Consider the following 26,843-nt stretch of genomic DNA (forward strand, 5'->3'; position numbering starts at 1 on the left):
TAACTTCTGCAGCGGCGTGGCCTTTTGAGCCACAATGCCAACATGCCTAACCGTGTTGATCTGCCCCAGCCGTTGGCTAATGCCCCCTTCACCTTCACCTCGGCTCTGGCCTTGGGCATACCTGCCAGGAGACTTCGCGGACGTGACGTGGTCCATGTAAGCAGGGAGGTGTACCGCCCGTCGGACTGGAGCTTTGAGCTCGAAGCTGCGGCCCGGGCATTATCCGAAGTATCACCGGGAGCTTGGATTTCACACGTCACTGCAGCGCGTCTGCACTGTCAACTGCTGCCGGCCTGGCTGTCGGACTCCACCGAACTGCATCTGAGCAAGCCCAAGCAGCTGCCCCAGGTGCGCAGGAAAGGCGTGATCGCACATAGCGTCATCGCGAGGGAGGACGAGATTGAATCCGTTGACGGTATCCGGATCAGCACGCGCTCGCGAACATGGCTTGACTTGGCCCGCCGGCTGTCGTTAGCAGACCTGGTCTGCCTGGGAGATCAGATCATTCGCATCCCTCGGGCGCATTTTGAAGGCAGATCTGAGCCCTACGACACATTGGGCGGGCTGCGCGCCTTAGTTGGGCGACACCCCAACCTGCAAGGCATCGTTCGCGCCCGGGAGGCCCTCGAGCTGATGAGAGTCGGGGCTGATTCTGCACCCGAATCCATGCTCCGGCTAGCCATGGCAGACGGGAACTTACCGGAGCCGGACCTGCAAATCGCGCTTCGACCGGATGACGCCGCCTCCCCTACTGCTGACCTTGGCTACCGTCACCGGCGTCTCGCAATCCAGTACGACGGCGGGCATCACCTTCTTGATGCACAGCAATTCAGCGACCGACGGCGGGACAAGGCCTTCGAATCAACTGGCTGGACAGTCCTGGTATTCACCAAAGACGACGCCGCTGAAGGCTTCGAAGGCGCTATCAAGTTGATCAAGCGGTACCTGCGCACAGCGTGGACCGATCATCCGCACGCAGCCGGTTTTGTGAGTACTGGGTGAAGTAAGCGCGGGACAGGTCAGGAAACGGTACCGCTGGACTGACGCACTCTCGAGCGTCTCAACCTGATCGAATCCCGCCTGCGGCTATCCCCATTCAGCGAGACGAAAACCACAACTACAGACAACATCACAGCGCCACCAACAAAGACTGCAGTGGCCGGGTCCTCGGAGAGGAGGCGGGGGATAGCACGACCTGGCACCGTAACAGCAAAAACGAAGGCAGTTGCGATGCCGAGATAGCTGCCGATCATGTTTCCCTGGTGGGCGGAGATGTTTCCGCGGATGGCGCTGATCAGTCCCAAGGTGACCGTCAGAATGGTGAAAGCGGATAACCCGTGCAGCCATGTGAAATGCCCGGCCGTCACGATCCAAAAGCTGCTGAAGCAGACGTAGTACATGGCTGCGACCCATAGATACCCCATGGTCCGGTGGACGCGGTCGCGGCGTCGACGAAGGATTTGAAGCGGGCCGATCACCAGGACAAAAAGTGCTGCGACTACGTGGCTGACAAGCAGCGCATTCCAGTGCTCCATGCTCATAGGATAGAGACACTATCTATTCCTGTATATCTGGATAGATCTGGGCGACCTACTATCCAAGGACCATAAACCAGGCAGAAAGGAGGCGCCATGCAACTAAAGGAACTGAGCGAGCAGTCAAGTACGCCCACAGCCAGCATCAAGTTCTATCTTCGCGAGGGGTTGCTGCCGGCGGGCGAGACCATCCACGCTACGCGTGCGCAGTACTCGGAACGGCATGTTGAGCGACTGGAACTGATACGCGTTCTGCGTAGGGTCGTCGGACTGAACATCGAGCAGATTCGCTCACTCGTCATGATGGCGGACGACGGCGTCCCGCGTCTTGCGCTGTTGGCGGCAGTTCAACGGGTGGTGCTGAAGCTGAACACCACAACTGCCGACAGCGGCGACGCGGGCACATCGGCAGGTGACGCCGTCGTGCGTCTGAGGAACTGGCCGGACTATCCGAGCGACGCGCGAAGTGCGCTGAATGCTCACCTGCGGCTGATGGACAGCCTGAACATCAAGGTCGGGGAGGAGGTCCTGGACCTCTACAGCAGGGCGATGGACGACGTCGCTCGATTCGACATCGCTGCCACCACCGCACCTAAGAGCGCTGATCAGCTTATCCTCACCGCCGCCGTCGGCATGCACATGCACAGCCAACTGCTGTTGCGACTGCTTGCCTTGGCGCAGGCCAGCCACAGCATCCGCCGCTATGAACCGGACTCGTAATCAAGCCTGCCGGAGGGAAAGTGGTGGGGCGTTCCGCGAAAAGGCGCAGAACGTGATGGGGCGTTCCGCGAAAAGGCGCAGAAGGTGATGGGGCGTCGTGAGAAACGATGCGGGAAGTGATGGGGCGGGTTAAGCGGGGACGCTCCCCCACCCGAAGGTGAGGGAGCGTCCCAAGCGTCAGCAGAACGGGGTTAGCGCTCAAGGTCTCCGCGGATGAAGGCTTCGACCTTTTCGCGGGCGAGGTCGTCGTTGAACTGCTCCGGCGGGGACTTCATGAAGTAGCTCGATGCGGAGAGCAGCGGGCCGCCGATGCCGCGGTCCAGCCCGATCTTGGCGGCGCGGATGGCGTCGATGATCACGCCGGCGGAGTTGGGTGAGTCCCAGACTTCCAGCTTGTATTCGAGCGAGACCGGGGCGTCACCGAAGTTGCGGCCTTCGAGGCGAACGAAGGCCCACTTGCGGTCATCGAGCCACTGGACGTAGTCGGACGGGCCGATGTGGACGTCCTTGGCAGCCAGCTCGGCTTCGACGTTGGACGTGACGGCCTGGGTCTTGGAGATCTTCTTGGATTCCAGGCGGTCGCGCTCCAGCATGTTCTTGAAGTCCATGTTGCCGCCGACATTCAGCTGGTAGGTGCGGTCCAGCGTGACGCCGCGGTCTTCGAAGAGCTTGGCCATAACACGGTGCGTGATGGTGGCGCCGATCTGGCTCTTGATGTCGTCGCCCACGATCGGGACACCGGCAGCGGTGAACTTGTCCGCCCATTCCTTGGTCCCGGCGATAAACACGGGCAGGGCGTTCACGAAGCCCACGCCGGCGTCGATGGCGCACTGCGCGTAGAACTCGGCAGCTTCCTGCGAGCCAACCGGGAGGTAGCACACCATGACATCGACCTTGGCGTCCTTGAGTGCCTGCACAACGTCCACGGGCTCTTCCGTGGACTGCTCGATGGTCTCGAGGTAGTACTTGCCCAGCCCGTCGAGGGTGTGGCCACGCTGGACCGTAACGCCGCTGGGCGGCACGTCGGCGATCTTGATGGTGTTGTTTTCGCTCGCCAGGATCGCATCGGCAAGGTCAACGCCGACCTTTTTGCCGTCCACGTCGAACGCGGCGACGAACTGCACGTCACCCACGTGGTACTGGCCGAACTCAACGTGCATCAGGCCCGGGATCGTGGCCTTGGGGTCAGCGTCCTTGTAGTAGTGGACGCCCTGGACCAGCGAAGCGGCGCAGTTTCCTACGCCGACGATTGCAACACGAATCGGATGTGAAGACACGGAACTCCTTTGAGGACAAACGTCACCGGCCGGGTTCCGCTGCGACTAAAGTACGACGGCGGCCGGCAGGCTCGGCGCCACGCGGCGCCTTTTCATAGTACCCAACAGAGCGGGACCAAGGCTTGTTCCCCGGTCCCGCACACTGGAATGGCAGTAATGAAAATCAGGCGGGCTGCTTCCAGAGGTTGATGTCCGATTCGACGGCGAATTCGTCGATGGCCTCCAGTTCGTCTGAGGTGAACTGGAGGTTGTTCACGGCGGACAGGCTGTCCTCCAGCTGGCTGACACTGGAGGCACCAATCAATGCCGATGTCACGGACGAGCCCTTAGGCTGGTCCCGCAGGATCCAAGCAATGGCCATCTGCGCCAGCGACTGGCCGCGCCCCTCGGCGATCGCATGCAGGCCGCGGATCCGTTCCAGCTTCTCGTCGGTAATGGTGTCCTCGGACAGGAACCGGGCCTTGGCGGCGCGCGAGTCAGCAGGGATGCCGTTGAAGTAACGGTCGGTGAGCATGCCCTGGGCCAGTGGGGAAAAGGCGATGGAGCCGGCGCCTACCTGGTCAAGTGCCTCGTACAGGTTGGGGCTGCCGTTTTCGGTCCACCGGTTGAGCATGGAGTAGCTGGGCTGGTGGATCAGCAGCGGCGTCCCAAGTTCCTTCAGGATGCGTGCCGCCTCAATGGTCTGCTCGGGGGTGTACGAGGAGATGCCCGCGTACAGCGCCTTGCCCGAACGCACAGCGTAATCCAGGGCACCCATGGTCTCTTCGAGCGGGGTTTCGGGGTCCGGCCGGTGGCTGTAAAAAATGTCCACGTAGTCCAGGCCCATCCGCTGCAGCGACTGGTCCAGGCTGGAAATCAGGTACTTGCGGGATCCCCATTCACCGTAGGGGCCGGGCCACATGTAGTAGCCGGCCTTCGTGGAGATGACCAGTTCGTCACGGTACGGCTTGAAGTCGTCTTTGAGGTGCCGGCCGACGTTGGTTTCGGCAGAACCATCCGGCGGGCCGTAGTTGTTGGCGAGGTCGAAGTGGTTGACGCCAAGGTCGAAGGCACGGCGGAGGATGGCGCGCTGCTCGTCAAAGCGCTTGTCGTCACCGAAGTTGTGCCAGAGGCCGAGCGAGATGGCCGGGAGTTTCAGGCCGCTGCGGCCGACGCGGCGGTAGGGCATGGAGTCGTAGCGGTCTTCCGCCGCGGAGTAAGTCATACGTTCCATCCTGCCAGTTGTGACCCGCGCAACAGGTCCAGCCCGGTAAGTTACGCCGCGGGCTGACAACATCAGCCCGCGGCGCAACATTGCGTCCGCAAGAATCAGGACTTCAGGATCGCCGCGCTCCAGGGCGCCAGGGCCAGGGCCTCACCCTCAAGGCCGGTTCCCTCATCCGTGGCCAGCAGGACCGATCCGGAGACGTCGTCCAGCCTGACCTTGGCGTCGGACAGGTTCAGCAGCACCTCGACGCTGCCACGCCGGAAACGCAGCCAGCCCTGGTCGTCGTCGAACGTTACGTCCGTCTCGCCGAAGCCGAGCCCGGCAAGCTCGGCGTGCTCCCGGCGCAGCGCCGTCAGGGAGCGGTAAAGCTCCAGCAACCGGGCGTGGTCACCGCCGGCGGCTTCGTCCCAGTTCAGCTTGGAACGGCGGAAGGTTTCCGGGTCCTGCGGATCGGGCACGACGGCGGGATCCCACCCCATGCGCTCGAACTCCTTGATCCGGCCTTCTGCGGTGGCCTTGCCCAGCTCCGGTTCCGGGTGCGAGGTGAAGAACTGCCAGGGCGTGCTGGCGGCGAACTCCTCGCCCATGAACAGCATGGGTGTGAAGGGAGACGTCAGGGTGAGTACCGCGGCCACGGCCAGCTGCCCGTAGGACAGCGACTGCGAGAGCCGGTCCCCCGTGGCCCGGTTGCCGATCTGGTCGTGGTTCTGGTTGCACACCACCAGGGCGGCAGGGTGAACCAGGGCGGCATTGATGGGCCTCCCGTGGTGGCGGCCGCGGAAGCTGGAGTAGCTGCCGTCGTGCAGGAAGCCGTCCTTCAGCACTTTGGCCAATACCGCCAGGGACTGGAAGTCCTCGTAGTACCCAGTGGTTTCGCCGCTGACGCTCACATGCACGGCGTGGTGGAAGTCGTCACTCCACTGCCCGGCCAGCCCATAGCCGTTCGCATCCCGCGTATAGATCAGGCGCGGGTTGTTCAGGTCCGACTCGGCGATCAGGGTTTTGGGCAGCCCGGTTTCCACCGAGACTGCATCAGCCAGGGCGCCGAACTCCTCCAGGATGTGCACGGCCCGCTCATCGCGGAGCGCGTGCACGGCATCCAGCCGGAGGCCGTCCACGTGGTAGTCCCGGAGCCAGAGCGCGAGGTTATCCAGGATGTACTCCCGCACCACGTCCGAGCCGGGACCGTCCAGGTTGACGGAGTCGCCCCAGGTGTTGGCGTCCCCTTGCTTCAGATACGGACCGAACTTGGGCAGGTAATTGCCGCTCGGGCCGAGGTGGTTGTACACCACGTCCTGGATGACGCCGAGGCCGGCAGCGTGGGCTGCGTCCACAAAGCGCTGGTAGGCGGCGGGCCCGCCGTAGCCTTCATGGACCGCGTACCACTGCACGCCGTCGTAGCCCCAGTTGTGGGTTCCGTTGAAGCCGTTGACCGGCAGCAGTTCAACGAAATCAACGCCAAGATCGGCCAGGTAGCCGAGCTTTCCGGCCGCCGCGTCCAGGGTGCCCTCCGGGGTGAAGGTCCCCACGTGAAGTTCGTAGATCACCGAACCCTGCAGCTCCCTGCCCTTCCAGACGCCGTCCTGCCACGCGTGGGCGGCGGGATCGAACGTCCTGGACAACTGATGGACGCCGTCGGGCAGCCGCCGCGACCGCGGATCGGGCACGGGCTGGCCGTCCCCGTCCAGCAGGTAGCCGTAATCCACGTCGCCCTCAGCCGGAGCGTCCGGGGCGGTCCACCACCCTTCCGAGCCGGGGGCCGTCTCCTTCTTCAGCATGGGATACTGCCGGCCGTCGGCCACCAGGATCACAGAATGAGCGTCCGGAGCCCAGACATCGAAACGCTCGGGCCCAACATTGACGATGGTCATGCCTTTTCTCCATCCACCGGTACCAGCAAAGCCACCGGGTAGGTACCCAGCACGTCAGCCACCGAAACGGTGCCCGGCCCGTACGCGGCGCCAGTCAGCTCGTCACGCACAGCGGCGGGCAGTTCGACGGCGGTGTCCCGCCATCCGCCGGCGGCTGCCAGTCCCGCCGGAAGCCGGGTGGCCAGTGTCAGGGCACCGGTGGCGCCGACGCCGCCGCGATGGAAGGCGAGCAGGTGATCTGCCGCAGCACCTGTCGCTGCCACCGGGCTGTAGCCCTGGAACAGTTCGGGCCGGTCGCGTCGGAGCCGCAGCGCCCGGGAGGTGACCAGGAGCTTGCTGGTCTCGGTACCCGCCGCAGGCAGCGTGCCGGCGTCGAGCTTTGCCAGCTCCGCCTGGCGGAGCTCAAAGTCAACCGGCCGCCGGTTGTCCGGATCCGTCAGGGACCGCTCCCAGAATTCGCTGCCCTGGTAGACATCCGGCACGCCTGGCATGGTCAGCTGGACCAGCTTGGCGGACACGGAGTTGGACGCGGCGCAGGAATCAATCCGTGCCACGAACTCTTCCACCACCCTGGTAACCCGGGCGTCGTCGAACGCAGCGTCCACTGCCGCCTTCACGGACGACTCGAACTCCTCGTCCGGGTCCGTCCATTTAGTGGAGTTGCCGGCCTCCCGGGCTGCCTTCTCCGCGTAGCCCTGAAGCCGTTCCCTGCTCGCCGGCCAGGCACCGATGATGGCCTGCCAGAGCAGGTTCTCGTACGGCCCGTCCGGAATCGGGGCCAGCTCGCGAAGAGTGTTCAGCGTGGCAGTCCACTCCTGCGGCAGTTCGGCGATCACCGAGATCCGGGCCCGGGCATCCTCGCTGCGTTTGGTGTCGTGCGTGGACATGGTGGTCATGGAAAGCGGAAGTTCTTGCTGCCGCCGGGTCATCCGGTGGTGGAACTCCTCGGGAGAGACAGCGAACTCGGTGGGTTCGGCGCCCACCTCCGTCAGCGTGCCCAGCCGGGTGTAACGGTAGAACGCGGTGTCCTCCACACCCTTGGCCATCACCATGCCGGAGGTCTGCTGGAACCGGACCGCGATGGGGTTGGCCGGGTCCAGGAGCAGCGGAAGCAGCGTGCCGATGGCAACCTCCAGCTCAGGCCGGCGGGCGGCTGCGGACTCGCAGGCTTCCTTGAGGATCTCCCCGCCGGTGGGCAGGTATGTCCGGTAGACAGGGAAGGCGGCGATGATTTCGGCCAGAGCGTCTGCCGCCTGTTCGCACGGAAGCCCGTAGGACTCCGGAACCAGGCGCGCCAGCCGCAGCACCTCGGAGCGGAGGATGCCGTCGGCGATCATCCGCTTGGTGCCGCGGGTCATCTCGGCGTAATCAGCGGGGGCTGCTGATTCCCGGAGCTTGGCGTCGAGGTCATCGAGCGCCTGCTGGCCGGCGGGATCAACAAAGACCCGGTCCACGTCTGCCAGGGCGTCGTACCCGGTGGTGCCCTCGGTGGCGAAGTCCTGGGGCAGGACCTCGCCCGGCTCCAGGATCTTTTCCACCAGGATGTAGGCTCCGCCACTGAGGTCTTTCAGCCACCGCAGGTAGCCGGCAGGATCCGCCAGACCATCGGGGTGGTCAACGCGGAGCCCGTCCACAAGGCCCTCATTGAACCAGCGGCCCACTTCGGCATGGGCTTCCTCGAAGACGCGTGGGGTTTCCACCCGGATCCCGGCCAGCGTGGTGACCGCGAAAAAGCGCCGGTAGTTGAGCTCCGCATCTGCGCGCCGCCAGTCAATCAGCTCGTAGTGCTGGCGGCTGTGGACCTCCTGGGGCGAGTCGCCGTCGGAATAGGTCCCTTCGGCGAGCGGGAACCGGTGGTCGTAGTAGTGCAGTTCGCCGTCCTTGACCTCCAGATTGTCCAAGTCCTCACCGGAGCCGAGCATGGGCAGCCGGATCTTTCCACCGGCCAGCTCCCATTCGACGTCGAAGGCTTCGGCGTAGGGCGAGCCCTGCCCTTCCTTCAGCAGCGACCACCACCAGGGGTTCTGCGCCGGCGTTGCGACGCCCACGTGGTTGGGCACGATGTCCACGAGGACACCCATGCCGTGCTCGCGGGCAGCCTTGGACAAGGCCAGGAGGCCTTCCGGGCCGCCCCGCTCCGGATCCACGGCGGAGGGGTCGGTCACGTCGTAGCCGTGGTCCGAGCCCTGCTCCGCCGTCAGGATCGGCGAGAGGTAGATCCAGTCAACGCCCAGGTCCTTGAGGTACGGGACCTTGTCCGCAGCATCAAACAGGGTGAAGCTGCGGCGGATCTGCAGGCGGTAGGTGGATGCCGGGACCCTCATTTCTTCGGGGCCTTCCGTTCGCCGACCTTGGTGGTTTTGCCCGGTTCGGCCACCGCGGGGGTACTGATGGATTCCGTCTCGGCGCTGGCGGTCTGGGACAGCGCGGCGAGGGATGCGGCCACGGAGTGGTCCGGCTCCACTTCAGGAACAGTGTGGGCGCGCAGGACCACCAGGGACTTGGCTTCGACGGGCAGCGGCTGTCCGGCGGAGACGGGTTCGGTGTCCGCGTTCTGCCCGGCGGTGTCGATGATGACGTCCCAGGCCGGCGCATATTCGTCGGACGGGAGCGTGAATTTGACGGTGTCGTCGTGCGCGTTGAAGTACATCAGGAAGTTGACGTCGGTGATCCGGCGGCCGCGGCTGTCCTTGCCCTGGATGCCGTCGCCGTTCAGGAAGACGCCCACGGAACGGCCGAACCCGGCCTCCCAGGCCTCCGGCTTCATGTTCTCGCCGTCCGGATCCAGCCATACGATGTCCGGCAGCCGCTCGCCTTCGCCCCGGAGGACGGGCCGGCCGTCGAAGAACCGGCTGCGGCGGAACGTGGGGTGCTTGGCGCGAAGGGCGTTGACCGCAGAGGTGAACTCCACCAGCGGCTGGTCAATATTCTCCCAGTTGATCCAGGTCAGCTCGGAGTCCTGGCAGTACCCATTGTTGTTGCCCTGCTGGGTGCGTCCCAGCTCGTCGCCGTGCAGGAGCATGGGCACGCCCTGGGACAGCAGCAGCGAGGCGATGAAGTTGCGCTGCTGGCGGGCGCGCAGCGACAGGACCTCAGGATCGTCCGTGGGCCCCTCCACGCCGCAGTTCCATGAGCGGTTGTGGGATTCGCCGTCGTTGTTTCCCTCGCCGTTGGCGTCGTTGTGCTTTTCGTTGTAGGACACCAGGTCGGAGAGGGTGAAGCCGTCGTGGGCGGTGACGAAGTTGATGGACGCGACGGGGCGGCGGCCGGAGTGCTCGTACAGGTCCGCTGAACCGGTGATGCGGGAGGCGAATTCGCCCAATGTTGCAGGCTCGCCGCGCCAGAAGTCGCGGACGGTGTCGCGGTACTTGCCGTTCCACTCGGTCCACTGCGGCGGGAAGTTGCCCACCTGGTAGCCGCCGGGCCCAACGTCCCACGGCTCAGCAATGAGTTTGACCTGGGAGACCACCGGGTCCTGCTGGATGAGTTCGAAGAAGGTGGACAGCTTGTCCACATCATAGAACTCGCGGGCAAGTGTGGAGGCGAGGTCGAAGCGGAAACCGTCCACATGCATCTCGGTAACCCAGTAGCGCAGGGAGTCCATCAGCAGCTGCAGCGAGTGGGGCTGGCGGACGTTCAGGGAGTTGCCGGTGCCGGTGTAGTCCATGTAATGCTTTTCGTCGCCCTCCATCAACCGGTAATAAGCGGCGTTGTCGATGCCCTTGAAGGACAGCGTGGGGCCAAGGTGGTTACCTTCGGCGGTGTGGTTGTAGACGACGTCGAGGATAACCTCGATGCCGGCTTTGTGGAGTGAGCGGACCATGGCTTTGAAGTCCTGGACCTGCTGGCCGGTATCGCCGGTGGAGCTGTAGGTGTTCTGCGGCGCGAAGAAGCCGATGGTGTTGTAGCCCCAGTAGTTGTTCAAGCCCTTGTCCTGCAGGGTGCCGTCATTGACGAACTGGTGCACGGGCATAAGCTCGATCGCGGTGACGCCCAGCTTCTGCAGGTGGGAGATGACGGCGGGGTGGGCCACGCCGGCGTACGTCCCGCGCTGCTCCTCGGGAATCTCCGGGTGCAGCTGGGTAAGGCCCTTGACGTGGGCTTCGTAGATGACCGACTGGTGGTAGGGAATCCGCAGGTTCTGGTCGCCGTCCCAGTCGAAGAACGGGTTGATGACCACGCCCATCATCATGTGGCTGGCGGAATCCTCGTTGTTGATGGTGTCCGGCTCTTCGCCCAGATTGTAGGTGAACAGCGACGGGTCCCAGTCCACCTGGCCGTGGATGGCCTTGGCGTAGGGGTCCAGCAAGAGCTTGTTGGGATTGAAGCGGTTGCCGGAAGCTGGATCGTACGGGCCGTGTACCCGGTAGCCGTACTTCTGGCCGGGCTGGATCTGCGGGATGTAACAGTGCCAGACGTACCCGTCCACCTCGTCCAGCGGGATGCGGGTCTCCTTGCCGTCGTCGTCGAAAAGGCAGAGTTCCACTTTTTCGGCACGTTCGCTGAACAGGGCAAAGTTGGTGCCGGTCCCGTTGTAGGTGGCGCCAAGGGGATAAGCCGATCCAGGCCAGACTTCCATAATGCTCCTCGTGATATTCGGCAGCAGAAGGACATGGGCCCCTGCTGCCGGTGCGAACTAATGCTTACCGTAACGGCTGGGTATGACTATTACGTTTCCGGACCCCAGAGTTACTAAGCGTGCTTACTTTACCCCAAACATAGGGTAAGGAGTCGGCGATTCCGCCAGCAGCGATCGGCCCGCCGCCGCAGGCGGCCGATGCCGCCCTCCCGGCAAGGCCATGCAGTGCGGCTCCCTGCGCGGCCACCACAGCCCAATGCACCTCCGCTTCTGCACCCGACTCCCGGGAGCGTCCGACGCCGAAATCGGATTGGGCGAGCAGCGCGCCAATGATGCCTGCGAGTACGTCGCCGCTGCCGGCGGTGGCGAGCCAGGGCGTGCCGTCCGCCTGGCTGTACACGTCCCCGGAGGGTGCGGCTACCAGGGTGCTGGCGCCCTTGAGCAGGACCGTCGCTCCGGTCAGCGTGGCGGCTCGGCGGGCGGCACCGAGGGTTCCGGCCTCCACAACCGCGCGGTCCGCCTCGACCCCCAGACGCTTCAGCAGTGCGGCGAGCTCCCCTGCGTGCGGGGTCAGGACCACCCGCGGGGCGAGGACAGCGGGAAGGGCGGGCAGGGCGCCGGCATCAGCCACCACGGGCAGGCCGGACCTGACGGCGTCCCGGGCGCGCTGCAATTGTTCGTGGTCCTCGGGCCCCATGCCCGAGCCCACCAGCCACGCCTGCACCCGGTTCTCAGCCACAGTGCCGGTACTGCAGACCACTTCGGGGCAGGACTGCCGGACCAGCTCGGCAACCTCGGGCGGCCCGAGGTACCGGACCATCCCCACCCCAGCTGCCAGGGCACCCCTGCAGGCCAGCACGGCCGCGCCGGGATAATCGGCTGATCCCGCCACCACTCCCAGGACTCCCCGTGAATACTTATGCGCCCGCCGGGCGGGGTTGGGAAGGAGGCCCGCAAGGTCTGCATCTTCGAGCCGGCGCAGGGCGGGGCGGTCAAAATTGTCTTCGATGCCGATGGGCACCACGTGCACCCTGCCGGCGTGATCGGCGCCGGGATCAGCCAGCAGGCCCGCCTTAGCCGCCCCGAACGTTACTGTGACATCCGCGGAAAGCACCGGTTCAGACACCCCGCCGGTATCGGCGTCGACGCCGCTGGGCAAATCACAGGCGACGACAAAACCCGGGGCAGTGCCACCAACCCTGTCCTCGGCGAGGGCGCTGACCAAGTGCGCCGCACTCCCCCGCAGCCCGCCTTTGGCACCGGTCCCCAGCACGGCATCGATGACGACGTCGGCGCGCGCCGCTTCTGCGGCCAGTTCGCCGAGTGCCGCATTGGTAAGGTGCAGGACCCGGCCGCCGGCACGCTCAAAAGCTGCCAACGCCTGGGGATGTGCCGAATCAGCGGTGAGCACCGCCGTCGTCCGCATGCCCCTGGCCGCGAGGAAAGCGCCCGCGTACAGGCCGTCCCCGCCGTTGTTGCCTTTACCGGTGAGCACCACAACGCTCGCACCGTAGACCCGGCGGCTGCGGGTTTTGAGCTCGAGTACCACCGCGAGGGCCAGCCCGTGGGCCGCGCGTCGCATGAGGACGTCGCCCAGGCCGGCAGCGAGGAGTGGTTCCTCGGCTTCGCGAACCTGAACTCCGGTGTAGGCGCTGATCACGGTGTCAGTTGTACCGGTCGGGCGGCCGGTTCAGCCCTCGGCCACGACCGTGGCCGTGGCGATGCCGCCGTCGTGGCTGATGGAGAGGTGCCAGCGCTTGACGCCCTTGGACTCGGCGACTGCCAGCACGGTGCCCTTGACCTGGACAGTGGGGCCGTTGTGGTCCAGGCCGATCCAGCAGTCCTGCCAGTTCATGCCGGCGGGCGCGCCGAGGACTTTGGCCACCGCTTCCTTCGCGGCGAACCGTGCGGCCAGCGACCGGGTGTTCAGCTCCCGCTCGGCGGGGACGAACAGCCGGTCCTTCAGGCCCGGGGTCCGCTCAAGCTGGCGGCCGAACCGCTCGATGTCTACAACGTCTACGCCAATGCCTACGATCATGGCACTACTCTACGGTGAAGCTCCTGTGCTCCCGGTCACGGCTCTCCTGCACGCCCGGTGCGCCGTGACAGACCTCGGGTACAGAGAACGCCCCAGGCCAGTGGCCTGGGGCGTTCAATGGAAAACCGGAGCCGGTCCGCAGTTACTCGACGGTGACGCTCTTGGCGAGGTTGCGGGGCTGGTCCACGTCGTAGCCCTTGGCTGCGGCGAGTTCCGCGGCGAAGATCTGCAGCGGAACGGTGGTCAGCAGCGGCATGAGCAGCGTTGGGGTTTCAGGGACGTAGAAGACGTGCTCGGCGTAGGCCTTCACGGCTTCATCGCCTTCCTCGGCGATCACCAGGGTGCGGGCGCCGCGGGCACGGACTTCCTGGATGTTGGAGACCACCTTGGCGTGCAGCGAATCGCGGCCGCGCGGGGACGGGACCACCACGAACACCGGTTTGCCTTCGTCGATCAGGGCGATGGGGCCGTGCTTGAGTTCGCCGGCGGCGAAGCCCTCGGCGTGGATGTAGGCGATCTCCTTGAGCTTCAGCGCACCTTCCAGCGCAACCGGGTAGCCCACGTGCCGGCCCAGGAACAGGACGGACTGCTCATTGGCCATGCTGCGGGCCAGTTCGCGGAGCGGCCCGGCGCCGTCGAGGATGGTCTGGATCTTCGCCGGGATCTTGTTCAGGTCGGCCAGGACGTCCTTGATCTGCCCGGAGAAGATGTTCCCGCGCAGCTGCGCCAGGTACAGGCCCAGCAGGTAGGCCGCCGTGATCTGCGCCAGGAACGCCTTGGTGGAGGCCACCGCGATCTCCGGACCGGCGTGGGTGTAAAGGACGGCGTCGGACTCACGGGGAATCGTGGAGCCGTTGGTGTTGCAGATGGAGATGGTTTTGGCGCCCTGTTCCCGGGCGTACCGGACTGCCATCAGGGTGTCCATGGTTTCGCCGGACTGGCTGATGGATACCACCAGGGTGTTGGCGTCCAGGATCGGGTCGCGGTAGCGGAACTCGTGCGCGAGCTCCACCTCGGTAGGAATCCGGCACCAGTTCTCGATCGCGTATTTCGCCACGGTGCCGGCGTAGGCGGCCGTGCCGCAGGCCAGGACGATGATCTTGTTGACCTGCTTCAGCAGCTCCGGGTCGATCCGGAGCTCGTCCAGGGTCAGCATGCCGTTGAGGTCAGAACGTCCCAGCAGGGTCTGCCGGATGGCGTCCGGCTGATCGTGGATTTCCTTCTCCATAAAGGAGCTGAAGCCGTCCTTCTTGGCGGAGGCGGGATCCCAGTCAACGTGGTATTCCTTGCCGACGGCCGGGTTACCGAAGAAATCGGTGATCTCCACGGCGTCCGCGGTGATGGTGACGATCTGGTCCTGGCCCAGCTCCACGGCACGGCGGGTGTAGTCAATGAAGCCGGACACGTCCGAGCCCAGGAAGTTCTCGCCCTCGCCCAGGCCCACCACCAGGGGTGAATTGCGGCGGGCGGCCACCACGACGTCGGGCTGGTCAGCGTGGACGGCCAGCAGCGTGAAGGCTCCCTCGAGGCGCTGGCAGGCCAACTCCATCGCGCGGGTGAGGCCGCCGTCGGAGACATCGCCGCCGAGCTTGTCCCGGAAGATGTCTGCCAGCAAAGCGGCGGCCACCTCGGTGTCGGTCTCGGACAGGAATTTCACGCCCTTTTCAATCAGCTCAAGCTTGAGCTCGGCGAAATTTTCGATGATGCCGTTGTGGATGACGGCCAGCCTGCCCTCATCGGCAAGGTGGGGGTGCGCGTTGCGGTCCGTCGGCCCGCCGTGGGTGGCCCAGCGGGTATGGCCGATCCCGGTCACCGTCTCCGGCAGCGGTCGTTCCTCCAGCTCGGCGATCAGGTTGCTCAGCTTCCCCGACTTCTTCCGGAACTCGATCAAGCCCTCGGACACCACGGCGACCCCCGCGGAGTCGTAGCCCCGGTACTCCAGGCGGCGAAGTCCCTCAAGGACAACATCCAGCGCACTGTGACTTCCACCGTTATTAGAACGGCCCACGTATCCTACGATTCCACACATAAGGTCAAGACTATCGGCAGGGACCGTCAGATCTAAACCCAGGCGTCGCCGTGGAGCCGCTTCCGTGGCGCACTCCGCCCGTGCGGGCGCGTACCCGCATTTCGCTCTCAGCCGGGCTGGGGGCAGAATCTCTAAAGTGACTGTGCAACGCAATGACGCGAACGGCGAAGGCGTCTCCCCGTTCGTTGAGCTGGACCGGCAGACCTGGTCCCGGCTCGCAGACGAGATGGAACAGCCCCTTAACCAGGAGGACATTGTCCGTCTGCGCGGCCTTGGCGACCCGCTGGATATCAAGGAAGTCCGGGAGGTCTACCTGCCGCTCTCCAGGCTGCTGCACCTGTATGTCGAGGCCGCCGGCCAGCTGCACGCCGCCACCACCACGTTCCTGGGTGAGCAGACCCAGCGCACTCCGTTCGTGATCGGCGTGGCGGGGTCAGTCGCTGTCGGAAAGTCCACCATCGCCCGCGTGCTCCGCGAAATGCTGCGCCGCTGGCCGGGCACCCCGAATGTGGAACTCATCACCACTGACGGTTTCCTCTACCCGCTGGCCGAGCTGAAGCGCCGGCAGCTGCTGGAGCGCAAGGGCTTTCCGGAGTCCTACGACCGGCGTGCGCTGCTGCGCTTTGTGAGCGAAATCAAGGGCGGTGCCGAGGAAGTGCGGGCGCCCTGGTACTCCCACGTCACGTACGACATCGTTCCCGGCAGGGAAGTGGTGGTCCGCCGCCCCGATGTTTTGATCGTGGAAGGGCTTAACGTTCTGGCTCCGGCGCGGCCCCGGCATGACGGCCGGCAGGGGCTGGCGCTGAGTGATTTCTTCGACTTTTCCATCTACGTGGACGCCAAGACCTCCTACATCGAGGAGTGGTACGTGGACAGGTTCCGCAAGCTCCGCACCACGGCGTTCGCGCAGCCGGAGTCCTACTTCCACCGCTACGCAGCGCTGTCCGACGACGAGGCCGAGAGCACTGCCCGGGACATCTGGAAGCGCATCAATGAGCCCAACCTGGAGGAGAACGTCCTGCCTACGCGCGGCCGCGCCCAGCTGGTGCTCACCAAAGAGGCAGACCACTCGATCCGCCGCATGCTGCTCCGGAAGGTCTAGCACAGGTGTGCTACAACTGCGCGTCCTCCTCTGGATCTGCTGAAACTGGGTCCAGCCGCCGCAGCTTTGCGCGCTTCCTCGCGGCGGCAGCAGGCCTCACTGTGCTGACCGCCTGCACGCCGGAGGCACCCGGGGCGGCGGCGCCGTCGTCGGGCTCCCCTTCTGCTTCACCTTCGCTGCCGCAGCCTCCCTCTGCACCCCCGACGCCGACGCCGACGGCGGAGGCCACGACGGCGGCAGCGGCCCCTCCAGAGCCGTCCCCGGCGCCGTCGCCCTCCTCCGCCTTGCCGCGGCAGTTCTCCCTGACGGATCCGGCAAGTCCTTGGCTGGTGGTCAACAAGCACCGGCCGCTGGTCCCGGCCGAGTACGTGCCCGCTGACCTGGTGCAACCCGCCGTTGCGGCGACGGTTTCCGGCGAGGCTGCGCTGCTGAACAGCACGGCGGCGGCCGCAGCCGAAGCGATGTTCGCGGCAGCCATGCGGGACGGCGTGTCCATGGTGCTGGCGAGCGGCTACCGCTCCCACGCCACGCAGGTGGTCACGTACAACGGCTACGTTGCCGCGCGTGGCCAAGCCGACGCGGACACGGCCAGCGCCCGGCCGGGATACTCCGAGCACCAGACAGGGTGGGCGTTCGACATCGCCGACGGCGGGGGCGCGTGCGCTTTCCAGCCGTGCTTCGCGGACCAGCCCGCGGCCGTGTGGGCGAAGGCGAACGGACACCGGTTCGGGTTCGTGGTGCGCTACCCGTGGATGTTCCACCCGGTCACGGGCTACTACTACGAGCCGTGGCACCTGCGGTACATCGGCGTGGAGGCCGCCACGGACATGCTGAACCGCGGCATCAGCACGCTGGAAGAGTACTTCGGCGTGGAGGCCGCGCCGGGGTATCCCTAACTGTCATATGCAGCTCAGCGCGGTGTACTACGTTGGATCGTATGTTGACAGGATTCAAGAATTTCATCATGAAGGGCAACGTCGTTGACCTTGCCGTGGCCGTTGTAATGGGTGCCGCGTTCGGCGCCGTCGTGACATCTGTTGTGGAAGGCCTGCTCACCCCGCTCATCGGACGCCTCTTCAGCGCAAAGGGCATCGAGGACATGCAGTGGGAGGGATTCATGTACGGGTCCGTCATCTCCTCCATCATTTCGTTCCTACTGATCGCCGCGGCCATCTACTTCGTTGTGATTCTGCCGATGAACCTGATGATCGAGCGGCGTAACCGGCAGCTCGGGATCAACCAGGACGTGAAGGACGAGTCGGCCGAGGACCCCCAGATCGCGCTCCTGACGGAAATTCGTGACGCACTGAAGGACCGCACGGCCTAGGCACTGCTACCGAAAAGAGCGTCCCACCTCCTGGCGGAGGCGGGACGCTCTTTATCTGTTGGGGGGGGGTTACTCGGAGACGAGTTCCAAAGCGAGTTCCGCCCGCACCACCTGGGCCAGGTGGTCGGCGATGGAGTGGGCAGTCTCTTCGTCGGCAGCCTCTACCATCACGCGCACCACGGGCTCGGTGCCGGAGGGCCGGAGCAGGACGCGGCCGGTATCGCCGAGGGCGGCCTCCGCCGCTGCCACGGCCTGGGCCAGCACTTCGCTGCCGCCAACCCTGGTGCGGTCCACGCCCTTGACGTTGATCAGTACCTGCGGCAGCTTGGCCATCACCGTGGCCAGTTCCTTCAGCGGCTTTCCGGTCAAGGCAATCTGGGCTGCAAGCTGCAGTCCGGTGAGCACGCCGTCACCGGTGGTGGCGTGGTCGGCGAAAATGACGTGCCCGGACTGTTCGCCGCCCAGGTTGAAGCCGCCGTCGCGCATTTCCTCAAGAACGTACCGATCCCCTACTGCAGTTTCGCGGATGCTGATGCCGGCTTCGCGGAGCGCGATCTTCAGTCCGAGGTTGCTCATGACCGTGGCCACCAGGACGTCGTCCTTGAGCTTGCCTGACGCTTTCAGTGCAACCGCGAGGATGGCCATGATCTGGTCGCCGTCCACTTCGTTGCCCTCGTGGTCTACCGCGAGGCAGCGGTCAGCGTCGCCGTCGTGCGCGATCCCCAGGTCGGCGCCGTTCTTCACGACGGCTTCCTTGAGGGAATCCAAGTGGGTGGAGCCGACGCCGTCGTTGATATTGTGGCCGTCCGGGTCTGCGCCGATGACCACGACGTGTGCGCCGGCGTCCTTGAACACCTGGGGCGAGCAACCGCTGGCGGCGCCGTGGGCGCAGTCCAGGACAACCGTGAGGCCGTCCAGGCGGTGCGGCAGGGTCTGGAGGAGGTGGACGATGTAGCGGTCCTCGGCGTCGGAGAATCGTTGGATACGGCCGACGTCGGCGCCAACGGGACGCACAGCCGCCTTGGACATCTGCGCCTCGATGGCGTCCTCCACCTCGTCGGGGAGCTTCTGGCCGCCGCGGGCGAAGAACTTGATGCCGTTGTCCGGTGCAGGGTTGTGGGAGGCGGAGATCATCACACCGAAGTCTGCGTCCAGGTCGGCTACCAGGTAAGCGGCGGCGGGGGTGGGCAGGACGCCGGCGTCGTAAACGTCAACGCCCGAGCTGGAGAGCCCGGCCTCCACCGCAGCGGCGATGAATTCGCCGCTGGCCCGCGGGTCGCGGGCCACCACGGCGCGCGGCCTGGAGCCGTTCGTATTGCGGTCGTGGCCAAGCACGACGGCGGCCGCTTGGGCCAGCTGCATGGCCAACTCGGCTGTCAGCAGGCCATTGGCCAGCCCCCGGACACCATCAGTTCCAAATAATCTAGACACCGGTCAAGTCTAGAGGATTGGGGTGCTGCGGCTTGAAACGGCTGGCCAGGAGCACTTTAAGGCGGCTTCAGCAGCGCAACATTGGCGGCTTAACGGCAGAAGCCCGCCCCGCCAAAGGGCGGGACGGGCTTCTGTGCAAGCGGGATTTAGCGCTTGGCAAGCGGATTTAGCGCTTGTGGAGCCGAGCGCTGAAAAGCGCCGCGGGCCCCGGGATGAGGTCGCGCCAGCGGCCCCATCCCGGGAAGGCGCCTTTTTAGCGCTTGGAGTACTGCTGAGCCTTGCGGGCCTTCTTGAGGCCGGCCTTCTTACGCTCGATGACGCGGGCGTCACGTGAGAGGTAACCGGCCTTCTTCAGGGTGGCGCGGTTGTTCTCGACGTCGATCTCGTTCAGCGAACGGGCGATGCCGAGGCGCAGTGCACCGGCCTGGCCCGAGATGCCGCCGCCGTGGATGCGGGCGATAACGTCGTAGGCGCCTTCGAGATCAAGGATCTTGAAGGGCTCGTTGACGTCCTGCTGGTGCAGCTTGTTCGGGAAGTAGTTGTCCAGCGCGCGGCCGTTGATGGTCCACTTGCCGGAGCCGGGAACAACGCGAACGCGTGCAACGGCTTCCTTGCGGCGGCCAACTGCTGCGCCGGCAACGGTCAGGGCCGGGCGCTCCTTCTTCGGCGCGGCTGCGTCAGCAGCTGAGCTTTCAGAGGTGTAGCTGGTCAGGGTTTCCTCAGCCTCAACGGCTTCGGTGGTCTCTTCGTTCTGAGCCACGATTCTCCTTGTATAGATAAGTTGTTTGGTGGCCAGGACTACTGGGCGACCTGGGTGATTTCGAAAGTCTTGGGCTGCTGGGCGGCGTGCGGGTGCTCAGCACCGCGGTACACCTTCAGCTTGCCCAGCTGCTGTGCAGCGAGGGAGTTCTTCGGGAGCATGCCCTTGATGGCCTTCTCAACGGCGCGGACCGGGTTGGATTCCAGCAGTTCCGCGTAGTTGACGGAGGTCAGGCCGCCCGGGTAGCCGGAGTGGCGGTATGCGCGCTTCTGCTCCAGCTTGGCGCCGGTGAGGGCAACCTTTTCAGCGTTGATGATGATGACGAAGTCGCCCATGTCCATGTGGGATGCATAGGTGGCCTTGTGCTTGCCGCGCAGCAGGATTGCGGTCTGGCTTGCAAGACGACCAAGGACAACGTCTGTGGCGTCAATGACGTGCCACTGGCGGTTGATATCGCCGGGCTTCGGGGTGTACGTACGCACGGTGTTTGCCTCGTTCTTGTTCTGGCGTTCTTGTTTAGGTGTCACTAGCTCGTGCACCTACTGTCTGCGCGCTACCGGAACAGAGGTGAGGGCTCTATGTAACCAGTCATCCTGAAGTTCCGAATGTGCACGTTGAGTAGTTATCCTGCAACCGGATTCTCAAGCGGGCACGCACCATCGGAATAGGACACGCACAACGACTACCAAGATTAGCGCGTTAAGGGGTTCAGGGTCAAAATGGGGTAGCCGGACGCGGGGGCTGGGATGTTTCCGCACGTGCCGGGCCCGTCCAGCCAGGGAGCTTCGGTGTTGATAGTAGGAACTGCCGGAGGTGCCGGTCCGCTTTTTGCCGTCGCCGCCGGCCTGCTCGGCGCACTCCTATGCATAGTGACTGAGCTGCTCATTGCACGCTTCCTCCCCCGCCTCGGCGGGCTTCCGGCTGTAAGGACAAGAATTACGACGGCAGCCCTCACCGGAGTCCTTTGCGCGGCCCTTGCGCTGCGGATCGGATTGGACTGGGCTCTGCCCGCTTTCGTGGTACTGGGTGTGCTCGCCGTGCAGCTGGGGCGGATAGACCTGGCCCACCACCTGCTGCCGAACCCCCTTGTTTTGGCCCTGCTCGTTGCCGGCCTGGCGCTCTTCGCCGTAAGCAGCCTGGCCTCGGCAGGCTGGTCCCCGCTGCTCCGCGCAGCCGCCGGAGCCGCAATCTTGTTCGTCATCTACCTGGTTTTGGCGCTAATTTCCCCCAGCGGCATCGGAATGGGCGACGTGAAGCTCGCCGCACCCGTAGGCCTGTACTTGGGCTACTTGGGCTGGAGCCAACTCTTCTATGGCGGCGCCCTCGGCTTCGTGCTGGGAGGGATTTTCTCCGTCGTTTTGATTTCTTTTAGGCGCGCCGAAAAATCCTCCGAGGTGGCTTTCGGCCCATCGATGCTTGCGTCGGCACTTGGTGCCGTTCTGTTCTCTGCCTGACGCCTCCGCGGTCGCTCCCCGCTCCCCTGATCTCCGCAGGAGAAAAGTAGCCCGGCTTGCCAATCCAAGTAGTTTCGCACTTTGGGCGTTTTCTGACTGAGTACATTCTTGCCGAATTACTTGTTAACCCCCAGCTGAAGACGGGTATGCCTACGCATTGATGCCTTTCCGCTTCGAATGCAATTCTTTTGCTATCGAAGTGCCGGCCCTTTCGCGCAATCAGGGGGCGCCGGGATTCGAGGAATTATTCCATCGAATTTAAGGAAATTATAATGAACATTCTCATGGTCTCGGTTCTTGCTTTTGTTTCCGGAGTCAAGGACCGGCTGTCACCTGAAAAAGGCGCCACGGCAACGGAATACTCGCTGCTCATTGCTTTCATCGCTTTCCTCATCATCGGCGGCGTGACGTTCTTCGGCACCTCTCTCAGTGGCTGGTTCAACACGCTGGGTGGAACCGTGGCTGGCTGGAATAACTAAAAGCCGACACCACTCATCTGATGTGCCGCGTTCGGTCGAGTCGGGCGCGGCACATCTTCCTCAACCAGCTGCGCCTATTCGCGGAGGGACCCAGTGAAAAGCAGCAATCTAGGAACCCACAGCCGGGAGCGCGGCGCTGTAGCCGTCGAGTTCGCCCTCGTTGCACCCATACTCTTGGCGCTCGTTGCCGGCATCGTCGAGTTTTCACACGCCTACAACCTGCAAATATCGGTAACCCAGGCCGCTCGGGAAGCCGCCCGAACCATGGCTATCAAGGACGACCAAAGCAAGGCTGCCCTGGCTGCCGTTGCCGGAGCCCCTGGGTTGAACGGCGGAGACTTTGAACTGGCATTCACGCCAGACGCTTGCAGCGATGAGGACGCTATGACAGTGACAGTCACATATCCTGCCGCCACCCTGACGGGGCTCTTTGGCAGCACCGTGACCGTCACTGGAGTAGGAGCAATGCGATGCGGCGGCTGAGAGACACTCCAGCCCAACATGAGAACGAGCACGGCGCGGCGGGTGTCCTCGTTGCAGTCGTGATGCTGGTGCTGATCGGTGCCGGCGCCCTCGCAGTGGACGTGGGCCAGATCTATGCGGAACGTGCGCAATTGCAGAATGCCGCAGATTCCGGCGCACTGGCCGTGGTCGAAGCCTGTTATGAGACTCCCTGCAGCCAAGACGACGCCGAAACCATCGCCGAAAGCCTGGCCAACGCCAACTCGGACGACGGCCAATCAAACGTTGCTGAGGTCGACCTATCCGTCGCAGACCAGGTGACGGTCCGGACCACGACTCAAAGCGGCAGCAACAGCTTCCTCACAAAAATGTTCGCCAGCGCCCTGGATGCACCGGCCGTGACCGTCGGTGCGCACGCGACAGCTAGCTTCCTATACCCGCCAACCGGAGTTTCCATCCTGCCGCTGGTGTTCGCTACCTGTGAGTTCATGGACGACGGCGAGCCACACAAGATACTCACTCACGCTGGTGCTGCCGGCGGCCCAGGTCCGGGCAAGGACGGAGACAAAGGCAAGGACAAAGGCGAGAAAGCAGGCGGCGACGAATCCGGGCCAAAGAACCCCGCGGACTGCAACTCCACCAATCCCTCCGGACAAATCGTTCCGGGAGGCTTCGCCTGGCTCAACCCCAATCGCGACGTGGATTGTGAAGTGCACGCCACCGTCGGTGAGTGGAGCGACGGCAGCGAGGGACTTGCCATACCTACGGAATGCAAAGACCTGTTCGATCCCGGTGCCACACCCTCACTAAAGGACCGGACGGTGGCACTCCCCGTCTACGCCTACACCTGCGAAGGGATGGCCAAGTGCACCGGCAGCCACACCGAATACATGATCGAAAAATGGGCCGGATTCAAAATTGAACGCTGGAACTTTCCAGGACACAGTTATGACCCCTCCCCCAGTGTATTCGCCGGCGGGGAAACCGGACTCTACGGAACATTTGTCGGATACGCAGCAGACCCCTCCCTGTTTACGGGCGGGTCATCAACTCCAAATGGCAACGTCGTTGTCATTGATCTTATCGATTAGTCCTTTTGAAGGGGAATAAAGTGAAAGCTCGCCTACTGGGAGGCATCGCCGCATTAATCGTGGCAATAGTCGGAACCGTATTTCTGGTCAGTTACGTTCAGAACGCAGACAAACGCGCCCTCGCAGACACCGAAACGGAAACCGTCTACGTCGTCGAGAAAGCCGTTGCTGCAGGCACTGGGATGGACAAAATGGCGGACGCCGTCGTCAAGAAGGAAGTCCCAAAGTTGGCCATCGCAGCAGGTGCGGTCACTGACCTCAAGGACGTCAACGAGAAAGTTACCGCAGTGGCCCTGGTGCCCGGTGAGCAGCTGCTCTCCGCCCGTTTCGTGGAAGCCGATGCCTTCCTGGGTCCGTCCCGGGTGCAGGTGCCCGCCGGCATGCAGGAAATAACACTGAAACTTCCCATCGAACGGGTGGTGGGAGGCAAAATCTCCGCCGGAGACACAGTGGGGGTTTTCCTATCGGCCGATGCCGGCGCCGGAGGCGCCAGCGGAACCCAACTCACATTCCACAAGGTCTTGGTGACGGCGGCCCAGTTCAGCAACGGCAGCGCAGCGAAGACCCAGGATGAATCGGCGGAGGGGGAAAAGAACGCCGGAGCCCTGACAGCCAAGAAGTCGGCCACTTCGGATGACACGTACATGATTACCTTGGCCCGTAACTCTGCCGACGCCGAACGCATCGTTTTCGCGACCGAGTTCGGCAACGTCTACCTCTCGAAGGAACCAGCCAACGCCGTCGAGGCGAGCTCAGGGGTCGTTACCAGCGCAAGGCTGTTCCGATGAGCCGCTTCGTCCTCATCACGCCAAACGCTGACTTCGAACATCGGATGCAGCTGGCTGTCGCCGGCATGCATGGTTCCCTCCAGGTGTTCCAGGCCGATTATCTTCCCGACGGTCCCCACGAATTCCTCCGCCAGCTCGTGGGCGAACCGCCCGAAGTCCTGATACTGGGCCCGGGGCTTCCCGAGGAGGGATCCCTCAAGCTCGCGGCAGTCATGGATCTGCAGTACCCGGAGATCAGTGTGATCCTCGTAGTCCCCGAAACCACCGAAGTGGTTTTGCAGGCAATGAGGTCCGGTGTACGGGACCTCCTGGACCCAACAGCGGACCCTGACTCCATCCGGGTCATGCTGGAGCGCGCAAGTCTCGCCGCCGCCGGCCGCCGTCGGGGTTTGGCTCCTGGAACGTCCGAACACGCCGACCATGGAGCCGGCGGAAGGGTCATTGCGGTCATGTCGCCTAAAGGAGGTGTCGGGAAGACCACCGTGGCCACGAATTTGGCTGTCGGTCTTGGGAAGTCGGCTCCAATGAGCGTGGTGATCGTTGATCTGGATCTCCAGTTCGGTGACGTTGCCAGTGGGCTCTTGTTGGAACCCGAACACACCATCACCGACGCTGTGGTGGGCGCAGCAAGCCAGGATTCCATGGTCCTCAAGACCTACCTGACGGTGCACCCTGCCGGGATCTATGCCCTCTGCGCCCCACGGAATCCGGTCGAAATGGACAAGATTTCCGGCGAACATGTCACCCGGCTGATCAGCCAGCTTCGCGAGGAATTTCACTACGTTGTGGTGGACACCGCCCCAGGCCTGGGCGAGCACGTCCTGGCGACGCTCGAGCAGGCAACCGATGCGGTGTGGATCTGCGGCATGGACGTACCGAGCATCCGCGGCCTCAAGACGGGGTTCCAAATCCTGGCAGAACTGAACTTGCTGCCTGAAAAGCGCCATGTGGTCCTGAACCTGACGGACCGCCGCGCCGGGCTGACACTGCAGGACATCGAAGCCACCATTGGCGCCCCTGTGGATGTCGCACTCCCCCGATCCAAGACGCTGCCCTTTTCCACGAACAAGGGAGTTCCCGTTTTGCAGGACGGCAGCCGGGATTCGGCCGCAAAAGGACTCCGCCAGCTGGTGGAGCGCTTCAAACCCAACTGGGAAGAAAGACCCCACAAGAAGCTCCATCGAAGGGCGGTAGTCCAGTGAACCTCACCGACCGGTTTCATCAGCTCCGTGGCGAGGCCAAGGCCGAACCCGAGAGTTCCAAGCCGTTCCAAGGGGCATTCCAGCCGAAGCTGCCCCCCGCGACTCTGGGGCAAAAGCATGAGGCGCAGACCGCCGAAGCTGCTGCGAGCGCCACGGCAGCCCTGGAACAACCACAAACCGCTTCTGTCGCCAGTGAAGCCCTGAATGCCCTCAAGGAACGGGCAACCCAAACGCTGTTTGAACGGCTGGGTTCACGGATCACGGATTCGTCACTTGAGGACCAGGAGTTGCACCAGTTCGTCCGCGATGAATTGAAGGTCGTTGTGGACGAGGAGCAGGTTCCGCTGTCCACGTCCGAGCGGCAACGGCTGATCCGCGAAATCATCGACGACGTCCTGGGGCACGGACCCATCCAGCGTTTCCTCGACGACCCCACCATCACTGAGGTTATGGTGAACCGCTACGACCAGGTGTATGTGGAACGTCAGGGACGCCTCCTGGTAACAGACACGAAGTTCAGTTCGGACGAGGCGCTCCGCCGTGTGATCGAGCGTATTGTCTCGAAGGTGGGCCGCCGTATCGACGAGTCGTCGCCACTGGTTGATGCCCGGCTTTCTGACGGCTCCCGGGTCAACGCGATCATTCCGCCGCTTGCTGTCAACGGGCCTGCCCTTACCATCCGCAAGTTCGGGCGTGATCCGCTGACCGTGCAGAACCTGATCACGCTGGGCAGTCTCTCCCCCGAGATGGCGGAGCTCCTCCAGGCCTGTGTGCTTGCCAGGATGAACATCATCGTCTCGGGCGGTACGGGTACTGGAAAAACGACGCTCCTCAATGTGCTGTCCTCGTTCATCCCGACCGACGACCGCATCGTGACAATCGAGGACGCCGTGGAGCTCCAGTTGCAGCAGGAGCACGTGGTGCGCCTGGAGAGCCGGCCGCACAACATTGAGGGCAAAGGTGAGGTCTCCATCAGGGACCTGGTGAGGAACTCTCTCCGCATGCGGCCGGACCGCATCGTCGTGGGCGAAGTCCGCGGCGGCGAATGCCTGGACATGCTTCAGGCCATGAACACCGGCCATGACGGCTCCATATCGACGGTGCACGCCAACTCGCCTCGCGACGCCATCGCCCGCCTTGAAACGCTGGTCCTGATGGCTGGCATGGACATCCCTCTCCGTGCGATCCGCGAACAGGTGGCTTCCGCCGTGAACCTCATCGTGCACATCACCCGGCTGCGCGATGGCTCCCGAAGGGTCACTCATGTCACTGAGGTCCAGGGAATGGAAGGCGACATCGTGACCCTTCAGGATGCCTTCGTCTTCGACTATTCGGCAGGCGTGGATGCCAACGGTCGGTTCCTGGGTAAACCAATTCCCACCGGCGTACGTCCGAGGTTTACCGACCGGTTCGACGAGCTTGGCATCCACGTCTCGCCAGCTGTCTTCGGCGCCGCACTGCCCGGCCGTGCTCCTGCCAGGGGGCGGTGAC

At 64.1% G+C, this 26,843-nt stretch carries 24 protein-coding genes; 12 read left to right on the forward strand and 12 right to left on the reverse strand.

Features of this window, described 5'->3' with window-relative positions:
• Positions 1 to 42 precede the first annotated feature (42 nt).
• Positions 43 to 1,002, forward strand: a complete 960-nt coding sequence (locus tag M1E07_RS14355) for a DUF559 domain-containing protein (RefSeq protein ID WP_461190407.1) — start codon at positions 43 to 45, stop codon at positions 1,000 to 1,002.
• Between the two features lie 17 nt (positions 1,003 to 1,019).
• Here M1E07_RS14355 and M1E07_RS14360 read toward each other — a convergent pair whose 3' ends face one another.
• Positions 1,020 to 1,535, reverse strand: coding sequence for a DUF2306 domain-containing protein (locus M1E07_RS14360; RefSeq protein WP_461187336.1), 516 nt, complete (start codon positions 1,533 to 1,535; stop codon positions 1,020 to 1,022).
• Between the two features lie 96 nt (positions 1,536 to 1,631).
• Between M1E07_RS14360 and M1E07_RS14365 the strand changes: the two genes are divergently transcribed.
• The gene (locus tag M1E07_RS14365) at positions 1,632 to 2,255 is read left to right on the forward strand and encodes a MerR family transcriptional regulator (RefSeq protein WP_461187337.1); all 624 of its coding nucleotides are present in this window, start codon (positions 1,632 to 1,634) and stop codon (positions 2,253 to 2,255) included.
• 191 nt (positions 2,256 to 2,446) lie between these two features.
• On the opposite strand, the gene M1E07_RS14370 is transcribed toward M1E07_RS14365, so the two are convergent.
• From M1E07_RS14370 to glmS, 8 genes are all read right to left on the reverse strand, one after another.
• Complete coding sequence (locus tag M1E07_RS14370; RefSeq protein ID WP_461187338.1) at positions 2,447 to 3,532, reverse strand: inositol-3-phosphate synthase; 1,086 nt, start codon at positions 3,530 to 3,532, stop codon at positions 2,447 to 2,449.
• Between the two features lie 163 nt (positions 3,533 to 3,695).
• On the reverse strand, positions 3,696 to 4,736 hold the full coding sequence (gene mgrA, locus M1E07_RS14375) for an L-glyceraldehyde 3-phosphate reductase (RefSeq protein ID WP_461187339.1): 1,041 nt from the start codon (positions 4,734 to 4,736) through the stop codon (positions 3,696 to 3,698).
• 104 nt (positions 4,737 to 4,840) lie between these two features.
• Positions 4,841 to 6,610 (reverse strand): malto-oligosyltrehalose trehalohydrolase, encoded by a 1,770-nt coding sequence (gene treZ / locus M1E07_RS14380; protein WP_461187340.1) that lies wholly within the window; start codon positions 6,608 to 6,610, stop codon positions 4,841 to 4,843.
• Positions 6,607 to 8,934 (reverse strand): malto-oligosyltrehalose synthase, encoded by a 2,328-nt coding sequence (gene treY, locus M1E07_RS14385; RefSeq protein ID WP_461187341.1) that lies wholly within the window; start codon positions 8,932 to 8,934, stop codon positions 6,607 to 6,609. The genes treZ and treY overlap by 4 nt, the downstream gene beginning before the upstream one ends.
• Entirely contained in the window at positions 8,931 to 11,189 is a 2,259-nt protein-coding gene (gene glgX / locus M1E07_RS14390; protein WP_461187342.1) for a glycogen debranching protein GlgX, read from the reverse strand. The genes treY and glgX overlap by 4 nt, the downstream gene beginning before the upstream one ends.
• A gap of 64 nt (positions 11,190 to 11,253) precedes the next feature.
• Complete coding sequence (locus tag M1E07_RS14395) at positions 11,254 to 12,849, reverse strand: NAD(P)H-hydrate dehydratase (RefSeq protein ID WP_461187343.1); 1,596 nt, start codon at positions 12,847 to 12,849, stop codon at positions 11,254 to 11,256.
• Between the two features lie 30 nt (positions 12,850 to 12,879).
• Positions 12,880 to 13,227 carry a holo-ACP synthase gene (locus M1E07_RS14400; protein ID WP_461187344.1) on the reverse strand — a complete coding sequence of 116 codons (348 nt, stop codon included), beginning with the start codon at positions 13,225 to 13,227 and terminating at the stop codon, positions 12,880 to 12,882.
• A 142-nt stretch (positions 13,228 to 13,369) separates the two neighbouring features.
• On the reverse strand, positions 13,370 to 15,256 hold the full coding sequence (gene glmS / locus M1E07_RS14405; RefSeq protein WP_461187345.1) for a glutamine--fructose-6-phosphate transaminase (isomerizing): 1,887 nt from the start codon (positions 15,254 to 15,256) through the stop codon (positions 13,370 to 13,372).
• Positions 15,257 to 15,392: 136 nt separating this feature from the next.
• Between glmS and coaA the strand changes: the two genes are divergently transcribed.
• Genes coaA through mscL form a run of 3 tightly spaced genes read left to right on the forward strand, consistent with a single transcriptional unit; the run spans position 15,393 to position 17,685 of the window.
• On the forward strand, positions 15,393 to 16,358 hold the full coding sequence (coaA, locus tag M1E07_RS14410; RefSeq protein ID WP_461187346.1) for a type I pantothenate kinase: 966 nt from the start codon (positions 15,393 to 15,395) through the stop codon (positions 16,356 to 16,358).
• A 5-nt stretch (positions 16,359 to 16,363) separates the two neighbouring features.
• A complete protein-coding gene (locus M1E07_RS14415; RefSeq protein ID WP_461187347.1) occupies positions 16,364 to 17,254 on the forward strand; it encodes a M15 family metallopeptidase in 891 nt (296 codons plus the stop codon).
• Positions 17,255 to 17,295: 41 nt separating this feature from the next.
• Positions 17,296 to 17,685 (forward strand): large conductance mechanosensitive channel protein MscL, encoded by a 390-nt coding sequence (gene mscL / locus M1E07_RS14420; protein ID WP_461187348.1) that lies wholly within the window; start codon positions 17,296 to 17,298, stop codon positions 17,683 to 17,685.
• A gap of 69 nt (positions 17,686 to 17,754) precedes the next feature.
• On the opposite strand, the gene glmM is transcribed toward mscL, so the two are convergent.
• From glmM to rplM, 3 genes are all read right to left on the reverse strand, one after another.
• A complete protein-coding gene (gene glmM / locus M1E07_RS14425) occupies positions 17,755 to 19,116 on the reverse strand; it encodes a phosphoglucosamine mutase (protein ID WP_461187349.1) in 1,362 nt (453 codons plus the stop codon).
• Between the two features lie 253 nt (positions 19,117 to 19,369).
• Positions 19,370 to 19,876 (reverse strand): 30S ribosomal protein S9, encoded by a 507-nt coding sequence (rpsI, locus tag M1E07_RS14430; protein ID WP_050684362.1) that lies wholly within the window; start codon positions 19,874 to 19,876, stop codon positions 19,370 to 19,372.
• Between the two features lie 38 nt (positions 19,877 to 19,914).
• Positions 19,915 to 20,358, reverse strand: coding sequence for a 50S ribosomal protein L13 (gene rplM, locus M1E07_RS14435; protein ID WP_009358699.1), 444 nt, complete (start codon positions 20,356 to 20,358; stop codon positions 19,915 to 19,917).
• 306 nt (positions 20,359 to 20,664) lie between these two features.
• Here rplM and M1E07_RS14440 point away from each other — a divergent pair, with 306 nt between their 5' ends.
• From M1E07_RS14440 to M1E07_RS14470, 7 genes are all read left to right on the forward strand, one after another.
• The gene (locus M1E07_RS14440; protein ID WP_461187350.1) at positions 20,665 to 21,330 is read left to right on the forward strand and encodes a prepilin peptidase; all 666 of its coding nucleotides are present in this window, start codon (positions 20,665 to 20,667) and stop codon (positions 21,328 to 21,330) included.
• Positions 21,331 to 21,602: 272 nt separating this feature from the next.
• Entirely contained in the window at positions 21,603 to 21,809 is a 207-nt protein-coding gene (locus M1E07_RS14445; protein ID WP_461187351.1) for a Flp family type IVb pilin, read from the forward strand.
• Between the two features lie 93 nt (positions 21,810 to 21,902).
• Positions 21,903 to 22,292 (forward strand): TadE family protein, encoded by a 390-nt coding sequence (locus M1E07_RS14450; protein ID WP_461187352.1) that lies wholly within the window; start codon positions 21,903 to 21,905, stop codon positions 22,290 to 22,292.
• Positions 22,280 to 23,362, forward strand: a complete 1,083-nt coding sequence (locus M1E07_RS14455; protein ID WP_461187353.1) for a pilus assembly protein TadG-related protein — start codon at positions 22,280 to 22,282, stop codon at positions 23,360 to 23,362. The genes M1E07_RS14450 and M1E07_RS14455 overlap by 13 nt, the downstream gene beginning before the upstream one ends.
• A gap of 20 nt (positions 23,363 to 23,382) precedes the next feature.
• Positions 23,383 to 24,150, forward strand: a complete 768-nt coding sequence (cpaB, locus tag M1E07_RS14460) for a Flp pilus assembly protein CpaB (RefSeq protein WP_461187354.1) — start codon at positions 23,383 to 23,385, stop codon at positions 24,148 to 24,150.
• The gene (locus M1E07_RS14465; protein WP_461187355.1) at positions 24,147 to 25,352 is read left to right on the forward strand and encodes an AAA family ATPase; all 1,206 of its coding nucleotides are present in this window, start codon (positions 24,147 to 24,149) and stop codon (positions 25,350 to 25,352) included. Before cpaB ends, M1E07_RS14465 begins: the two co-directional genes overlap by 4 nt.
• Positions 25,349 to 26,842: a CpaF family protein gene (locus M1E07_RS14470; RefSeq protein ID WP_461187356.1), complete on the forward strand. Its 1,494-nt coding sequence runs from the start codon at positions 25,349 to 25,351 to the stop codon at positions 26,840 to 26,842. The genes M1E07_RS14465 and M1E07_RS14470 overlap by 4 nt, the downstream gene beginning before the upstream one ends.
• Position 26,843: the final 1 nt, after the last annotated feature.

The organism is Arthrobacter sp. Z4-13 (genome assembly GCF_054792705.1).

Excerpts from the sequence above, each read along its gene's own strand:
- treY (WP_461187341.1), bottom strand. The coding sequence starts at position 8,934 with ATGAGGGTCCCGGCATCCACCTACCGCCTGCAGATCCGCCGCAGCTTC.
- glgX (WP_461187342.1), bottom strand. The coding sequence starts at position 11,189 with ATGGAAGTCTGGCCTGGATCGGCTTATCCCCTTGGCGCCACCTACAAC.
- M1E07_RS14465 (WP_461187355.1), top strand. The coding sequence starts at position 24,147 with ATGAGCCGCTTCGTCCTCATCACGCCAAACGCTGACTTCGAACATCGG.
- mscL (WP_461187348.1), top strand. The coding sequence starts at position 17,296 with ATGTTGACAGGATTCAAGAATTTCATCATGAAGGGCAACGTCGTTGAC.
- M1E07_RS14355 (WP_461190407.1), top strand. The coding sequence starts at position 43 with ATGCCTAACCGTGTTGATCTGCCCCAGCCGTTGGCTAATGCCCCCTTC.
- M1E07_RS14455 (WP_461187353.1), top strand. The coding sequence starts at position 22,280 with ATGCGGCGGCTGAGAGACACTCCAGCCCAACATGAGAACGAGCACGGC.
- mgrA (WP_461187339.1), bottom strand. The coding sequence starts at position 4,736 with ATGACTTACTCCGCGGCGGAAGACCGCTACGACTCCATGCCCTACCGC.
- glmS (WP_461187345.1), bottom strand. The coding sequence starts at position 15,256 with ATGTGTGGAATCGTAGGATACGTGGGCCGTTCTAATAACGGTGGAAGT.
- M1E07_RS14400 (WP_461187344.1), bottom strand. The coding sequence starts at position 13,227 with ATGATCGTAGGCATTGGCGTAGACGTTGTAGACATCGAGCGGTTCGGC.
- M1E07_RS14360 (WP_461187336.1), bottom strand. The coding sequence starts at position 1,535 with ATGGAGCACTGGAATGCGCTGCTTGTCAGCCACGTAGTCGCAGCACTT.
- M1E07_RS14365 (WP_461187337.1), top strand. The coding sequence starts at position 1,632 with ATGCAACTAAAGGAACTGAGCGAGCAGTCAAGTACGCCCACAGCCAGC.
- M1E07_RS14445 (WP_461187351.1), top strand. The coding sequence starts at position 21,603 with ATGAACATTCTCATGGTCTCGGTTCTTGCTTTTGTTTCCGGAGTCAAG.
- treZ (WP_461187340.1), bottom strand. The coding sequence starts at position 6,610 with ATGACCATCGTCAATGTTGGGCCCGAGCGTTTCGATGTCTGGGCTCCG.